Source organism: Anaerococcus lactolyticus S7-1-13, from assembly GCF_000758765.1.
Classification (GTDB): Bacteria; Bacillota; Clostridia; order Tissierellales; family Peptoniphilaceae; genus Anaerococcus; species Anaerococcus lactolyticus.
The window spans coordinates 22,732-37,482 of sequence record NZ_JRMW01000015.1 but is presented as its reverse complement, the minus strand read 5'-3'; the positions used below and the strand labels follow the sequence as shown (position 1 = coordinate 37,482).

General features: G+C 38.5%; 13 protein-coding genes. 12 read left to right on the top strand and 1 reads right to left on the bottom strand.

Going from position 1 to position 14,751, the window contains the following annotated elements; all coding sequences use genetic code 11:
- Positions 1–121 precede the first annotated feature (121 nt).
- The 3 genes from HMPREF1630_RS00680 (at position 122) to HMPREF1630_RS00670 (ending at position 5,025) form a co-directional block, all read left to right on the top strand.
- Complete coding sequence (locus tag HMPREF1630_RS00680; protein WP_037326084.1) at positions 122–2,650, top strand: ribonucleoside-diphosphate reductase subunit alpha; 2,529 nt, start codon at positions 122–124, stop codon at positions 2,648–2,650.
- 974 nt (positions 2,651–3,624) lie between these two features.
- On the top strand, positions 3,625–3,957 hold the full coding sequence (locus HMPREF1630_RS00675) for a phage holin family protein (RefSeq protein WP_231549493.1): 333 nt from the start codon (positions 3,625–3,627) through the stop codon (positions 3,955–3,957).
- A 9-nt stretch (positions 3,958–3,966) separates the two neighbouring features.
- Positions 3,967–5,025 (top strand): ribonucleotide-diphosphate reductase subunit beta, encoded by a 1,059-nt coding sequence (locus tag HMPREF1630_RS00670; protein ID WP_004827187.1) that lies wholly within the window; start codon positions 3,967–3,969, stop codon positions 5,023–5,025.
- An 83-nt stretch (positions 5,026–5,108) separates the two neighbouring features.
- Here HMPREF1630_RS00670 and HMPREF1630_RS00665 read toward each other — a convergent pair whose 3' ends face one another.
- Complete coding sequence (locus tag HMPREF1630_RS00665; protein ID WP_037326081.1) at positions 5,109–6,194, bottom strand: hypothetical protein; 1,086 nt, start codon at positions 6,192–6,194, stop codon at positions 5,109–5,111.
- Positions 6,195–6,294: 100 nt separating this feature from the next.
- Here HMPREF1630_RS00665 and HMPREF1630_RS00660 point away from each other — a divergent pair, with 100 nt between their 5' ends.
- The 9 genes from HMPREF1630_RS00660 to HMPREF1630_RS00620 are packed head-to-tail and all read left to right on the top strand — an operon-like array spanning position 6,295 to position 14,691.
- Positions 6,295–6,618, top strand: a complete 324-nt coding sequence (locus HMPREF1630_RS00660) for a hypothetical protein (RefSeq protein ID WP_004827185.1) — start codon at positions 6,295–6,297, stop codon at positions 6,616–6,618.
- Positions 6,605–8,527 carry a V-type ATP synthase subunit I gene (locus HMPREF1630_RS00655; RefSeq protein WP_037326078.1) on the top strand — a complete coding sequence of 641 codons (1,923 nt, stop codon included), beginning with the start codon at positions 6,605–6,607 and terminating at the stop codon, positions 8,525–8,527. Before HMPREF1630_RS00660 ends, HMPREF1630_RS00655 begins: the two co-directional genes overlap by 14 nt.
- Complete coding sequence (locus HMPREF1630_RS00650; protein ID WP_004827183.1) at positions 8,527–8,994, top strand: V-type ATP synthase subunit K; 468 nt, start codon at positions 8,527–8,529, stop codon at positions 8,992–8,994. The genes HMPREF1630_RS00655 and HMPREF1630_RS00650 overlap by 1 nt, the downstream gene beginning before the upstream one ends.
- A gap of 15 nt (positions 8,995–9,009) precedes the next feature.
- Positions 9,010–9,573, top strand: coding sequence for a V-type ATP synthase subunit E (locus HMPREF1630_RS00645; protein WP_037326076.1), 564 nt, complete (start codon positions 9,010–9,012; stop codon positions 9,571–9,573).
- Positions 9,570–10,604: a V-type ATPase subunit gene (locus HMPREF1630_RS00640; protein WP_004827181.1), complete on the top strand. Its 1,035-nt coding sequence runs from the start codon at positions 9,570–9,572 to the stop codon at positions 10,602–10,604. The genes HMPREF1630_RS00645 and HMPREF1630_RS00640 overlap by 4 nt, the downstream gene beginning before the upstream one ends.
- Positions 10,597–10,908: a V-type ATP synthase subunit F gene (locus tag HMPREF1630_RS00635; protein WP_004827180.1), complete on the top strand. Its 312-nt coding sequence runs from the start codon at positions 10,597–10,599 to the stop codon at positions 10,906–10,908. Before HMPREF1630_RS00640 ends, HMPREF1630_RS00635 begins: the two co-directional genes overlap by 8 nt.
- Positions 10,909–10,919: 11 nt before the next feature.
- A complete protein-coding gene (locus HMPREF1630_RS00630; protein ID WP_037326074.1) occupies positions 10,920–12,677 on the top strand; it encodes a V-type ATP synthase subunit A in 1,758 nt (585 codons plus the stop codon).
- A 4-nt stretch (positions 12,678–12,681) separates the two neighbouring features.
- Positions 12,682–14,049, top strand: coding sequence for a V-type ATP synthase subunit B (locus HMPREF1630_RS00625; RefSeq protein WP_004827178.1), 1,368 nt, complete (start codon positions 12,682–12,684; stop codon positions 14,047–14,049).
- Between the two features lie 3 nt (positions 14,050–14,052).
- Positions 14,053–14,691, top strand: a complete 639-nt coding sequence (locus HMPREF1630_RS00620) for a V-type ATP synthase subunit D (RefSeq protein ID WP_004827177.1) — start codon at positions 14,053–14,055, stop codon at positions 14,689–14,691.
- Positions 14,692–14,751: the final 60 nt, after the last annotated feature.

Here is a 14,751-nt window from a genome sequence, read left to right as displayed (position 1 = left end):
AAGCTTTAAAGGTCTTTGTGCTTTTTTTTGGCTCGATTGCATACCAGCCCCTATATAAGGTATGATAGATGTAGATTTTGATAAAATACCACTATATATAGTAGTTAATTTGGAGTTATGAATGAAGATAATTAAAAGAGACGGGTCAAAAGTTGACTTTGAATTAGAAAAAATTAAAAGAGCTATATTCAAAGCCTTTAAGTCAGTGGATTCTACGATAACTGACGAAAAACTTGAATACATCGCCCAAAAAATTGTAGGAACTATCGAGGAAAAATTCCCTGTTGACCACGTAGTTACGGTTGAGGAAGTCCAAGACTTAGTTGAATTAAGTCTTATTGATGAAAATTATTATAGGGAAGTTAAGTCCTTTATCCTCTACCGCGCCAAGCATAACATGGACAGGAAGGTAATATCCGACTTTACTAAATATGTAAGTGATAAGGATCTAATGGAGATCATTTCTAAGGTGCAAAGGGAATTTGATAGTCAAAGGTATCCAATAGAATCACTTTATTTTAAATTTGAATCTTTCACTAAGCCAGAAATGAACGATAAGGAAGTGCTTGACGCAGTCATTCGTGCGGCAAGCGAGCTAACTAGCAAGGAAGCTCCGGATTGGGAAATAATTGCAGCGAGATTTCTAGCCTATAAGATAAATTTAGAAATTAGACAAGAGGAAGAACGATATGATATCTATGATTTCAAGTCAAAGATAAGGTTTTTGACTGAAAAAGGTCTATACGGAGCCTATATTTTAGAAAATTATTCTTCAGCTGAAATTGATGAGCTCGAAAAATACCTCGACTATGATAGGGATGACATCTTCACCTATTCAGGCCTAGACCTACTCAGAAAAAGATACCTAATTACAAGCTTTGATGGCCGTCTTCTAGAAAAGGTTCAAGAGATGTTTATGGGCATTGCCATGCATCTTGCTATTCCAGAAAAAGACAAGGTTAGCTTTGCCAAGAGACTTTATGATATTTTATCAACCTTAAAGGCAACCATGGCGACCCCAACTATGACCAATGCAAGAAAGCCTTTTAACCAACTTTCATCATGCTTTATAGAAACTGTTCCAGATACCCTAAAGGGAATCTATAGGTCCATTACCAATTTTGCCGAAGTCTCCAAACATGGTGGTGGAATGGGACTTTATTTTGGCAAGGTAAGGGCAAATGGCTCTGATATTCGTGGTTTTGAAGGAGTTGCAGGTGGGGTTATCCGTTGGATTAGACTTGCCAATGACACTGCTGTAGCTGTTGATCAACTTGGTGTGCGCCAGGGAGCTGTGGCTGTTTATCTTGATATTTGGCATAAGGATATGCCAGAGTTTTTGGGCCTTAGGACAAACAACGGCGATGACAGGATGAAGGCTCACGACGTCTTTCCTGGAGTATGCGTGCCAGATCTTTTCTGGAAACAAGTCAAAAATAATATGGAAGGCGATTGGTACATGTTCGACCCACATGAGGTAGAGAAAAAATATGGCAGGGCCATAGAAGATACCTACGGGGAAGAATTTGAAGAATTTTACAAAAAATTAGTCGATGATAAGGAAATTTCAAGAAGGATCATGCCGATCAAGGACATGGTAAGACTCTTAATCAAGTCTTGGTCAGAAACTGGCACACCATTTATTTTCAATAGGGACTTGGTAAATAAATATAATCCAAACAAGCACAAGGGAATAATTTATTCATCAAACCTTTGTACTGAGATTGCGCAAAATATGAGCCCATCAGAAACTGTTTCTACAGAAATAGTCACAGAAGATGGGGATGTGGTTATAGTTAACAAAACCAAACCGGGAGATTTTGTAGAATGTAACCTAGCCAGCCTCACCCTTGGCAAGCTAGATGTGAACAATCCTAAAGAGCTTGAAGAAACTGTAAGAACAGTTGTAAGAGCCTTAGATAATGTAATTGACCTAAACTATTATCCAACCCCATATGCGGAAGTAACCAACAAAAAATATAGGGCAATTGGCCTTGGCACCAGTGGCTACCACCACATGCTAGTAAAAAATGACATCAGGTGGTCAGACGAAAAAGCCCATGCAGAACTTGTAGATAGGGTATATGAAGACATAAATTATTACGCCATCAAGGAAAGCGTGGAAATCGCCAAAGATAAGGGGTCTTACAAGGTATTTGAAGGAAGCGACTGGCAGAAAGGCACCTACTTCACAGACAGGTCTTACACATCAGAAAGATGGGAGAAGCTTGCCGCAGATGTTAAAAAATACGGCCTTAGAAATGGATATTTAATGGCAATAGCTCCAACAGGATCAACCTCAATCATCTCCGGCACCTCAGCAGGTGTAGACCCAATTATGAGCCGCTACTTCCTAGAAGAAAAGAAGGGAGCCATAGTCCCAAGAGTGGCACCAGGACTAACAACAAAAACCTTCTGGCTCTACGAAAATGCCCACGACATAGATCAAAACATCTCAATGCGTATGGCAGGAGTAAGACAACGTCACCTAGACCAAGCCCAATCAGTAAACATCTACATCACCACAGAATACACCATGAGGCAAATTTTAAATGTCTACCTAACAGCTTGGGAAAGTGGAGTAAAGAGCATATACTATGTGAGAGGTAAGTCACTTGAAGTGGAAGAGTGTGATACTTGCTCCGCATAGGATTTATACAATATAAATAAATTTTTGGGAGGGCTCCCAAAAGCCCTCTTTTTTTCAATCCGAGATTGACTGCATCTATTATATTTTCTCAGTCATTAACATGACTGCTCCGTATCTGGGGGAACCCCAAGGGACCTTCCGCAGGGTCCCTCACTGGGTTCCCCCAGGCCCCCTTTCCGCTACACCCCCGAGCGGCTCCTTAGCGGAGGGCGAAAAAAGAAGCTTGCCTTTTCGGCAAGCTTTTTTTGGTAGAGAGAATATCCTTGTATAAGATTATGTATTTCCCCACTGATTTCTAATCATCGGGTTGCTAAAAACTGATAACTCGGCTACGCCTCAGACAATCAGTTTTCTTAACGCAACCCTTGATTAGAGATCTTTCCCCGACAGAGTGGAGATTTTGTCTCGAAGTCCCAGAGTCGCAAGGCTCGTTTGGCTTTCGCCAAACATTGCTAAATTAGTTTTATCTTTCTTATACGAAGAGTTAGAAACTTAAGACCTTGTATTTTTGTAAATGAAGGAGGCGTCAAAAAATTTGATTGTTTGAGCGATAGCGAGTTATCAAATTTTAGCCGACTGAATGTCAAAAAAGTTAAAAGCTAGTCCAACTTGAACAGAGGTATCTCTATATCAATAGTTTGCTGAAGGCAAACTCCTTATCCCCCGAGAGGGGTCGCCCGGAGGGGGTAGCCGAAGGGGGTCTAAGGGGGAGCGGGTTGGGGAACGTGCGAAACGTTCCCCTGGGCTCCCCCCTTGTACGGAGGGGTCATGTAGATGACCTTTAATCAATATAAGATAAAAATAATCTCGAATTAAAAAATGATAACTTATCTCGGATAAAAAACACAAATATCTGGTATAATATTATTAGAGAATACTTCGTCTTGGATTAAAGAACTATTTGTCTTTTATGAAAAGGAGTTTATTTTGAATAGACGAAGAAAATAATCTTTAAGTAAGAAAAGGAGTTTATTTTGTTGATTTTATTTATAGCAAATGCTATTTCATTATTTTTGATGAGTAAGTTTATTAGCCATATTTCTTTTGATAAGACTTCGGCGCTTATTATTACAGCTATTGTTTTGACTCTGCTTCAGAGGGTTGTTGAGCCTATTCTTAGGTTTTTTGCCTTTCCTATTAGCTTTTTGACCTTGGGTTTATTTCACCTTGTGATTTCTGCTTTTGTCTTGTATTTGGCTTTTAAATTTGTTGATGGGGCCTATATTGACTCCCATTTATTTAGTTTGATTTTTGCATCTATTGTACTTTCAATAGTTTCATCTATTGTGTTGAATATTATTTCTTAGGAGGTAGAAATGGAAGAAAGTAAAAAGAAAGAAGTCGAGAAGCGTGGCATTTTCAATGAAAATGGCGATATTGATCTTGCTAAGAGAAAGATTATTCAAGGTAACACAACAAACCTTAATGATTTTAACAACTTAAAATATACCTGGACATCCGATTGGTACAGGCAGGCTATGAATAATTTTTGGATTCCAGAGGAGATTAACCTCAATCAAGATATCAAAGATTATAGGAAGCTTGACCAACACGAAAAGAGAGCTTTTGATAGGATTTTATCATTTTTAACCTATTTGGATTCTATCCAGACAGCCAACTTGCCAAACCTACAAACTTATGTGACTGCAAATGAGATTAACCTTTGTCTTTCAATTCAGACCTACCAGGAGTCAATCCATTCTCAGTCTTATTCATACATCCTTGATACCATCTGCTCACCTGAGGAGAGGACAAGAATTTTGTACCTTTGGAAGGAAGATGATCACCTTCTAAGACGTAATGAGTTTATTGGTGAACAATACAACGAATTTTTGGTTGATGATAATGAGTTTAAATTTGTGAGAGCGCTTATAGCAAATTATATACTTGAGGGAATCTACTTCTATTCAGGCTTTTCCTTCTTCTACAATCTAGGAAGAAATGGCAAGATGCCAGGAACTGTCCAAGAAATCAGATACATAAACAGGGATGAGAATACCCACCTTTGGCTTTTTAGGTCCCTAATTAACGACCTAAAGAAGGAAAGACCAGATCTTTTCACACCAGAGGCAACAATTGTTTATAGAGATATGCTAAAAGAAGGCGTACGCCAGGAAATCGAATGGGGCAAATACGCTATCGGCGATAATATTGCAGGACTATCTACAACCATGATTGAAGACTACATCAAATATCTTGGCAACCTTCGTGCTAAGGGCCTAGGATTTGACCCACTATTTGAAGGTTACACCGAGATTCCACAATCAATGAAATGGGTAGATGAATATTCAGATCCAAATAGAGTTAAGACTGACTTCTTCGAAGCAAAAGTAACTGCTTATTCTAAATCATCTATAATCGAAGACGACCTATAAAAAACAGAGCGATTTTTCGCTCTGTTTATTTTTTGAAAAAATCAAAATTGTATTTCTCATAAAATAATGTTTCACACGAAACATTATTTTATTATAGATTCCTTAATTGACTCTGCCATAGAAATGGCCAGGGACTTATTGGCAAGGGGACCCACAACTATTATTGTAAGGTAATTTTTCTTTTTTAATACAAATTTTTTTCCTGTGAGGGTGTTTTCCCTTGAATAAAGTCTGATTTCTCCTTCCAAAATACCGTTATTAAGTGAAACTTCACCCATATTTATCAGCTGGGTTGGGTAGATTATATCTCCAGAATTTAGGCTGTATGCATCATAAAGACTACCATCGAGCCTATCTTCTTTCATGATGATTTCTCCTAGGACTTCATTATCTTCCTTGGCCAAGAAATATTTAAAACCATCGCCCTCTTGTTTTAGGAGAAAATTTTCTGGGATTTTTAGGGATAGGTCAGCAAAATCTACATCGCTTGTGGCAAAAATTGATAGGCTGTCCTTAAAGTCTTCAAAGGTTTTTCTGACTTCAAATGGGTCGTTGCCGGTCACATAGGAAGTCATTAAGATGTCGGACATAATTTTCCCACCAGCCCTTGTTCCGTTTTCCTTGATTGTAAAATATAGGGTGGAGTTGGCGCTTTTTATAAAAAAGTGGGTGTAGGTGTACTCATCGTCCCTGCTTATAAAATAAGCGCTATCCAAGTCTGTAAACTTATTTCTGACAGGTTGGGATATGATTTTTGCTGCTAGATTTTCCTCCTTAATTAGAACGTTAGAAAGGTCGATAAGGTCATAAGTCGCATCGAGCTTTTTAAAGCTAATTAAGATATTATAGGATGAGTCTAGGGGAAAATCAATAAAATAGCTGTCTTCTTTTTTGAAAATCTCGCACTTAGAAGGGATTCTAAAAAATATATCATTTAGCCTTACTTCTTTGTCATAGTCTAAATTATCCAAATCTTTTTTCGAATAGGTTTCATTTGTTTCTTTAATTGATGTTGGGTAGGTTATTAGTTTTTCGCCAGTATAAAGGCTATCATCTTGTTTGAATTTATCAATTTTTGCTAGGGGATAAATTTCGGTATTTGCCTTATTTTCTTTTTCACACCCTGGCAAAAATAACATAATTATGAGTATCAGCAAGTATTTTTTCATAAATTTTCCTCTAAATTATAAAATATAAGTCTTATTTTGTCTAGACTATACCCGAATTGGGTAAAAATATGATATAATTTAATTAACTAGGGGGTGAATTATGACTGATGACATTTTGAATCAAGTCAAATTAGCCGAAGAGTCGGCTGCAAAAGAACTTGATTTGGCCAAAGAAAAAGCCCGAAAGCTAGTAGAAGAAGCTAAGATCAAAGCAGATGAGTCCTACAAAGAAGAGATTGATCGAGCTAAGGTAAAGGCAAAAAAACTAGTAGAGGAAGCTAAGCTTAAGGCCCTTGAAGAAAGCAAACCGGTGTTAGAAAAAGCGAGTGAAGTTGCAGAGGAAATCAAAAAAAGAGATTTAGGCGACATTAAAAAGACTGTAGACTTGCTTGTAGAAAGGATAGTAAATAATGGCAATAGTTAAGATGAATAAGTTTAGCTTGCTTAGTTTTTACAATAAGCGATCTAGCCTGCTTGATATTCTTCAAAATTTTAACTATGTGCATTTTAATGACCTTAAATTAGAAGAAAATGAATCTTACCTAAAAGAGGTTGAAAATTCAGTTGCCCTTAAGTCTTTGGAAGATAGGCAGGATAAGCTTAAATACGCTGTTGAGACTGTCAAAAAATATTCCAAAGAAGAAAGCCCAAACGAGCTTAAGAGATTAGATATAGAAAATGTCTATAGGGATTCTGAGAATTTTGATTTTGACCTTATTTATGATAAGTTAATTAAATTAGTTAAAGAAAGGGAAGGCCTGGTTGATAAAAAACAGGCGAATGATTCTAAAATCGACGATTTATTTCCATGGAAGGACATAAACCTAGATATAAATGACCTCTACAATTCGACAAGGGTCTTGGTAGAAACTGGCTCGATTTCAAGTCAATTTTACGATGGCCTAAGAAAAGAGCTTGTAGAAAAACATTTGGAAAAATCTCTAGTCTATAGGCTAAGCGAAAAAGATAAGGTTAGCTACATAGTTGGAATTTCTTCCCTAGATGAAAAAGAAGAATTTAAAGAGATCCTAAGGGAGTTTGGTTTTACCAGGATAAGGGTAAAAGCAAGTGGCCCAGTAGGCGATGAGCTTGAAAAACTAAAAGCTGATTCGTATAAATATAAAAACGATATCACTAAACTTGAAGAGGAAATTGCAGGATTTTTTAAGTACATGGATGACTTCTACCTCTACGAATCTTTCCTTGAAAACGAAAGAAAAAAGGAAGCAAGCGCCGAGTATTTCTTAAAAACTGAGTCTATGGATGTCATAGAAGGCTTCGTGCCTGCTGATATGGTGGATGCTTTTAAGGAGGACCTTACAAGTGTTCTTGGCGAAGAGTTTATGCTTGATATAAGAAAAGCCGACCTTGATGATCCAGACGTGCCAATTATCCTTGAGAATAATTCGATAGTTGAACCTTTTGAGTCGGTAGTTGAAACCTATGCCCTACCAAAATACAACGAAATAGACCCATCCTTGCTTGTGGCAATATTTTATACTATCTTTACTGGGTTTATGATTGGTGACTTGGGCTATGGACTTCTGGGAGTGATTGGAACTGTTGCCATGCTTAAGATGAAAGATCTTACAAAGTCAAGCGAGAAGATGGTCAAGCTATTTTTTGCTATTTCACTTTCAGCTTGTTTCTTTGGAATACTTTTCGGTTCAGTCTTTGGTGGCATAATCGAAGTTCCATTTGGCTGGGTAGATACCCAAAAAGATGTCTACACCCTCATTGGCATGAGTTTTGCTATTGGTACAGTTGCCTTGATGGTAAGTGTAGGTATGACCATAATTATTAATCTTAAAAATAACAGACCACTAGATGCCATTTACGATTCGCTATTTACTTATATGTTCCTTGGTGGAATAGGTTATTATGTTTATAGCAAGTCAAAAATCGGCCTTTATGTGATGGCAGCCGGCATGGTTGGTATCCTCCTATTTTCAGGAAGAGATGCGAAAACAATCGGTGGTAGACTTGGTTCTGGTTTTTATAATGTGTATGGACTTACATCCTGGATAGGAGATTTTGTATCCTTCCTAAGACTTATGGCCCTTGTTTTATCAGGTGGCTTTGTAGCCTATGCAGTAAATGTAATTGTTAAAATGGTAGGAGGCGCAGGTATTGTTGGCATCCTTGGTGGCATATTAATTTTTGTAATTTTTCAAATATTTAATATGTTCCTATCCTACTTATCAGCTTATGTCCACGGCCTAAGGTTAATTTACGTAGAAATGTTTAACAAGTTCTATGAGGGTGGTGGAGTTAAATTTAGAGAAATGTTAGAAGATACTAAAAAGATTATCATTAATAAAAGGAGGAAATAATGAGTAACTTTTTTATTGAAAATGGCGGAATTATACTAGCAGTACTTGGAATGGCAATGGCTACATTTTTACCAGGCTCAGGATCAGCCAGGGGAACAGGTATGGCAGGTGAGGCTGCAGCAGCCCTCACAGTAGAACAACCAGAAAAATTTGGTAAGGCATTAGTACTTCAATTATTGCCAGGTACCCAAGGCCTTTACGGCTTCGTAATAGCTTTCTTTATCATGCTAAGACTTGATGGGAATGTTGATTTTGCAAAGGGTCTATACTTCTTTATGGCTTCTTTACCAATAGCTATAGCAGGTTATACATCAGCAATCGCTCAGGCAAAGGTAGCAGTAGCAGGTATTAATATCCTAGCTAAGAAGGAAGACGAATTTATCAAGGGCGTTGTTTACGCAGTAATGGTTGAGCTTTACGCAATCCTAGCCCTAGTTATCTCCCTACTCCTTGTTTTAAGAGCGTAATATTAGGATAAGATTATGAATAATCTTGATTTAATATTAGAATCTATAAAAAATAAAGCAGAAGAAGAAAAAAATCAGATATTAGACGAGGCAAGGGCCGAAGCGAAAGAAATCACTGACCAAGCTAAGAGTAAGGCTAGTGAAGAAGTAAAAATCATCATGGATAAGGCAGAAAAAGAAGCTGCCACAACCCTTACTAACGAAGAACTCTCTTCATCTCGTAAGGGCCGTGATATAAAAATAAGAGCCAAAAATGAGCTAATAGACCAAGTTATTGACAGGGTGTTAGCTGAGCTTAAAAATTTGGATGGCCCAGCCTACAAGAAATTTGTCCTAAATAGACTCGAGGGCTTTCCACATTCAAGTGCAGAAATCATCCTTAAAGAGGGAGAAGATTTCGCCTTCGATTCTAGCGACCTAAAGGGACTTAGGGTGGCAAGTGAAAGTACAAACGATGGTTTTATCATAAAAGATGGTAATGTCACCTACGATAATTCTTTTTCATCAATCATAGAATACGAAAGAGATGAAATCAAAAAAATAATATCTGACGCACTTTTTACTAAGGAAGAAATATGAAAAGAGAAAACTTCATAGCAGCTTCTACTTCCACTAGGATTTATGAAGATGATCTGCTTAAGGCCCGTGACCTTGAAAGACTAAATGACTATGAAAGTTTAAGCGAAGTGTTAAATGCTCTAAATGATTCATCCTATGCCAGCGCAATAGGAGAGCTTGACAGGGATGAGGAGTATGAGAAAATCCTAAATAAGGAATTAGTTAAGGTCTATGGGAAAATAGCTGATGTGACTCCTGATAAAAATATCAGCCAGTACCTAATCGAAAAATATAATTTCCATAACCTAAAACTTTTGGTAAAAGAACTTATCCAAGAAGAAGATTATTCCAAAATCTATTCGCCTATGGCAAATGTGGATACAGCCTTCATCAAAAGGGAACTTTTAAAGGCTACAGATGGGGATGTTTCTGTTGGTTCTATTGGAAAAAAGGAAGATAGGGAAATTTATCTTGCCTATGCCCAAAAAGCTCTTAATGCTTATAGGCAAAGCGAAAACCCTGCCATGATAGACATATCCCTTGATAAGTCCTATTATGAAAGGGAGCTTGATCTTGCAGAGGCGACTGGAATAGAAAGTTTGCTTACTTATACAAAGGAAGCAATCGACCTTGCCAATATCAAGACTCTCCTAAGGATTAGGGGACAAAAACTTGACTTTGATCATTTGAAAAATGCCCTAATCGAAGGAGGCAACCTCGATAAAAATGATGTTCTTGCTATGATAAGCATGGACGAAAACGAGATTGTATCCAAGACTTCAAGCCTTAAGGTGAATTCCTACCTCAAAAAAAGTTTGGATAGGGATAAAAATGACAAGGAAAATCTTCTTGACCTTGAAAAGGCCATCGATGATCACTTTATGGACTTTGCCAAAAAAGCAAAAGCCATGACCTATGGCCCAGAAGTTTTGTTAGGATTTTTGATTGCCAAAGAGCAAGAGATTAAAAACCTAAGGATAATCTTTATCTCTAAGTTAAATTCACTTCCAAAAGACTTTACTAGGGAAAGGTTAAGAGAAACTTATGTATAAAATAGGAGTAATTGGCGATAAGGATTCGATTTTAGCGTTCAAGGCTATTGGAATTGACGCCTTTACAGCCATTGACGACAAAGACGCAAGTAAACTAATAGACAAGCTTGCCGGTGAAGGCTACGGAGTGATTTTTATCACTGAAGCCATGGCAGAGCTTGTAAGCGAAACTATAGATAAATACAGAGAATCTATGACTCCAGCCATTATCCTAATTCCTTCTAACAAGGGATCACTTGGTATTGGCCTTGCTGACATCAACCGTTCGGTTGAAAAGGCAGTTGGAGCTAACATTCTAAATTAAAGGAGCTTAATTTGAATATAGGTAAAATTACTAAAGTATCTGGACCACTTATAGAGGCAGAGGGTCTAACCGATGCTAATATCTATGACGTGGTTGAGGTATCAAAAGATAAGCTCATCGGTGAAATAATAGAGATGAGGGGAGATGTCGCAAGTATCCAAGTTTACGAAGAGACAACTGGTATAGGCCCTGGCGATGAAGTTAGATCAACTGGCAGACCTTTGTCAGTAGAGCTTGGACCTGGTATGCTCGAGAGAATGTACGATGGTATTCAAAGACCACTTGAAAAACTTGAAATGCTTGCAGGAAATTTCCTAGAAAAAGGAGTAACAGCACCAGCCCTAGACAGGGAAAAACTATGGGATTTTGAGCCGGTAGCAAAGGTTGGAGACGACCTTGTAGCAGGTGATATCCTTGGAATGGTAGAAGAAACTACAGTTATTACCCACAAGGTTATGGTGCCTTACGGAGTAAGTGGAAAACTTAAAGATATAAAAGCAGGTCAGTTTACTGTAGCTGACACCATTGCTGTCGTCGAGACAGAAGACGGCGATAAGGAATTAAATATGATCCAATATTGGCCAGTAAGGAAGGGAAGACCAATCAAGGAAAAAATCGACCCTAACGAACCACTAATCACTGGCCAAAGGGTAATAGATACCTTCTTCCCTGTTGCCAAGGGTGGTACTGCAGCCATTCCAGGACCATTTGGTTCAGGCAAGACCGTTGTTCAACACCAGATAGCAAAATTTGCTGATGCTGATATCGTAATTTACGTTGGTTGTGGCGAGCGTGGTAATGAGATGACTGACGTACTAAATGAATTTCCTGAACTAGTTGACCCAAAAACTGGCGAATCAATCATGAAACGTACAGTGCTAATTGCAAATACATCAAACATGCCAGTAGCTGCCAGGGAAGCGTCAATTTATACAGGTATTACTCTTGCAGAATACTACAGAGACATGGGTTACAATGTAGCTATGATGGCTGATTCTACATCAAGATGGGCAGAAGCCCTCCGTGAGATGAGTGGTCGTTTGGAAGAGATGCCAGGTGATGAAGGATATCCTGCTTATCTTGCCAGCCGTGTTGCTGATTTCTACGAAAGAGCCGGCAAGGTCAGGGTTTTAGGTAAAAGAGATGACATCGGTACCCTTTCAGTAATAGGAGCCGTATCTCCTCCAGGTGGAGATATGTCAGAGCCAGTAACCCAGGCAACCCTACGTATTGTTAAGGTCTTCTGGGGACTTGATTACGATTTGTCCTACCAAAGACACTTCCCAGCTATTAACTGGTTATCATCTTATTCTCTCTACCAAGACAAGATGGATAAGTTTATAGACGAAAATGTTGACGAAGAATTCTCAACTATGAGAAAACGCGCCATGAGTCTCTTGCAACAAGAATCAGGACTCCTGGAAGTAGTAAGGCTTGTTGGACGTGACGCCCTATCTGATGATGATAAGTTAAAATTAAATGTTACTAAGTCAATCAGAGAGGATTACCTCCAACAAAACGCCTTCCACGATGTGGATACCTACTGCTCACTAGGCAAACAAGATAAGATGCTAGGTCTAATTTTATATAACTATGATAAGTGTCTAGAAGCCTTGTCAAAGGGCGTTGAGATTAAGAAACTTGAAGGTCTTGACGTTAACGAATCAATTTCAAGATTAAAACTAATTAGCGAAGACAACAAATTAAGATTTGATGAAATCAGATCAGAGATTGACTCAGCAATTAGCAAGCTAATAAAGGAGGCATAGACGGATGTTAAAAGAATATAGAACTGTAACAGAAGTAGTTGGCCCTCTTATGCTTGTTGAAGGCGTTGAGGGAGTAAACTTCGAAGAATTAGTAGATATAAAACTTCAAACTGGCGAACACAGGAGAGGCAGGGTTATAGAAATCGATAAGGATCGTGCCATGGTTCAGCTTTTTGAAGGTTCAAGCGGAATCAACCTTGAAGGCACATCTGTAAGATTTTTAGGTAGACCCCTAGAACTTGCAGTAAGTGAAGACATGATTGGTCGTGCCTTTAACGGTCTAGGTGAAGTTATAGATGACGGCCCAGAAATAATTCCAGAAGATAAGAGGGATGTGAATGGTACAGCTATAAACCCTGTATCAAGAGATTACCCATCAGAATTTATCCAAACTGGAATCTCAACTATAGATGGCTTAAACACTCTTGTAAGGGGTCAAAAGCTTCCAATCTTTTCTGGAAATGGTCTGCCACACAACCAAGTAGCAGCTCAAATTGCCAGACAAGCTAAGGTATTGGGAGATGACGAGGGATTCGCTGTAGTCTTCGCTGCTATAGGTATTACCTTCGAAGAAGCCCAATTCTTTATGGATGACTTTAAGAAAACAGGAGCCATTGACCGTTCGGTTTTATTTATAAACCTAGCTGACGACCCAGCCATCGAACGTCTTTCAACACCAAAAATGGCCCTTACTTGTGCAGAATACCTTGCCTTTGAAAAGGACATGCAAGTATTAGTAATCATGACAGACATGACCAACTACGCAGAAGCCCTTCGTGAAGTATCTGCAGCCCGTAAAGAAGTGCCAGGCAGACGTGGCTACCCAGGATATCTATACACAGACCTTTCTACAATCTATGAAAGGGCAGGTAAACTTCGTGGCAAACCAGGAACTATTACTCAAATTCCTATTTTATCAATGCCAGAAGATGACATTACCCACCCAATTCCAGACCTAACAGGTTATATTACCGAAGGACAAATTATCCTAAGTCGTGACCTTTACAACCAAGGCATAGCACCACCTGTATCTATCCTTCCATCCCTATCAAGGTTAAAAGATAAGGGTATAGGTAGGGGCAAGACTAGAGAAGACCACGCAGATACCATGAACCAAATCTACGCAGCCTACGCTTCAGGTGTGGATGCTAGAGAGCTTCAAAAAATCCTCGGTGACTCTGCCCTATCAGCTGCCGACCTAGCCTTTGCAGAATTTGCTAAGGCCTTTGAAGAAAAATATATAAACCAAGGTTATTACACAAATAGGTCAATCGAAGAGACTCTTAACTTGGGTTGGGAACTCTTAAAGATAATTCCAAAATCAGAGCTTAAGAGAATTGACGACGCCCTAATAGAAAAATACATGGACTAGCCTATGGCAAAGCTAAAAGTAACCCCTACTAGGATGAACCTAAACGCTCTAAAGGGAAGACTTGCCACTGCCAAAAGAGGATACAAACTCCTTAAAGATAAGCAAGATGAGTTGATGAGGCAATTCTTGGAGCTTATCAGGGAAAATAAAAAACTTAGAGAAGATGTAGAAAAGGAATTATCAGACTCTTTTGCAGCCTTTTTGATGGCATCAGCCTTCATGAGTCCAGAAATCCTCGAAGAAGCAGTAAGCTTTCCTACCCAGGAAGTTGGCGTTGACATTACAAGTAAAAACGTCATGAGCGTTAGGATTCCTAAGATGGAATTTAAGGTAAAGGTAAACGAAAAAGCTTCGATGTTTCCCTACGGCTACGCCACAACAAGCGTAGGCTTAGATGAAGCAATCCTAAAGCTAAACCATGTAGTAGATAGGCTTTTGCAATTAGCTGAGCTTGAAAAAACAACCCAGCTAATGGCAGATGAGATTGAATCGACAAGAAGAAGGGTAAACGCCCTAGAATACAGGACCATCCCAGATCTTGAAGAAACAATCAAATACATCAGAGCCAAACTAGAAGAAAACGAAAGAGCAACCATATCAAGACTAATGAAAGTCAAAGATATAATTTCAGAAGAAAGATAAGAACACCACCGATTTTTCGGTGGTTTTTTTCTGTGTGAATTTATAGTGTTATCCGCCATT

What these genes read in the sequence shown, in the direction of transcription:
- HMPREF1630_RS00680 (WP_037326084.1), top strand. Translation starts at nt 122, where the DNA reads ATGAAGATAATTAAAAGAGACGGGTCAAAAGTTGACTTTGAATTAGAA.
- HMPREF1630_RS00665 (WP_037326081.1), bottom strand. Translation starts at nt 6,194, where the DNA reads ATGAAAAAATACTTGCTGATACTCATAATTATGTTATTTTTGCCAGGG.
- HMPREF1630_RS00650 (WP_004827183.1), top strand. Translation starts at nt 8,527, where the DNA reads ATGAGTAACTTTTTTATTGAAAATGGCGGAATTATACTAGCAGTACTT.
- HMPREF1630_RS00635 (WP_004827180.1), top strand. Translation starts at nt 10,597, where the DNA reads ATGTATAAAATAGGAGTAATTGGCGATAAGGATTCGATTTTAGCGTTC.
- HMPREF1630_RS00620 (WP_004827177.1), top strand. Translation starts at nt 14,053, where the DNA reads ATGGCAAAGCTAAAAGTAACCCCTACTAGGATGAACCTAAACGCTCTA.
- HMPREF1630_RS00625 (WP_004827178.1), top strand. Translation starts at nt 12,682, where the DNA reads ATGTTAAAAGAATATAGAACTGTAACAGAAGTAGTTGGCCCTCTTATG.
- HMPREF1630_RS00645 (WP_037326076.1), top strand. Translation starts at nt 9,010, where the DNA reads ATGAATAATCTTGATTTAATATTAGAATCTATAAAAAATAAAGCAGAA.
- HMPREF1630_RS00670 (WP_004827187.1), top strand. Translation starts at nt 3,967, where the DNA reads ATGGAAGAAAGTAAAAAGAAAGAAGTCGAGAAGCGTGGCATTTTCAAT.
- HMPREF1630_RS00660 (WP_004827185.1), top strand. Translation starts at nt 6,295, where the DNA reads ATGACTGATGACATTTTGAATCAAGTCAAATTAGCCGAAGAGTCGGCT.
- HMPREF1630_RS00655 (WP_037326078.1), top strand. Translation starts at nt 6,605, where the DNA reads ATGGCAATAGTTAAGATGAATAAGTTTAGCTTGCTTAGTTTTTACAAT.
- HMPREF1630_RS00640 (WP_004827181.1), top strand. Translation starts at nt 9,570, where the DNA reads ATGAAAAGAGAAAACTTCATAGCAGCTTCTACTTCCACTAGGATTTAT.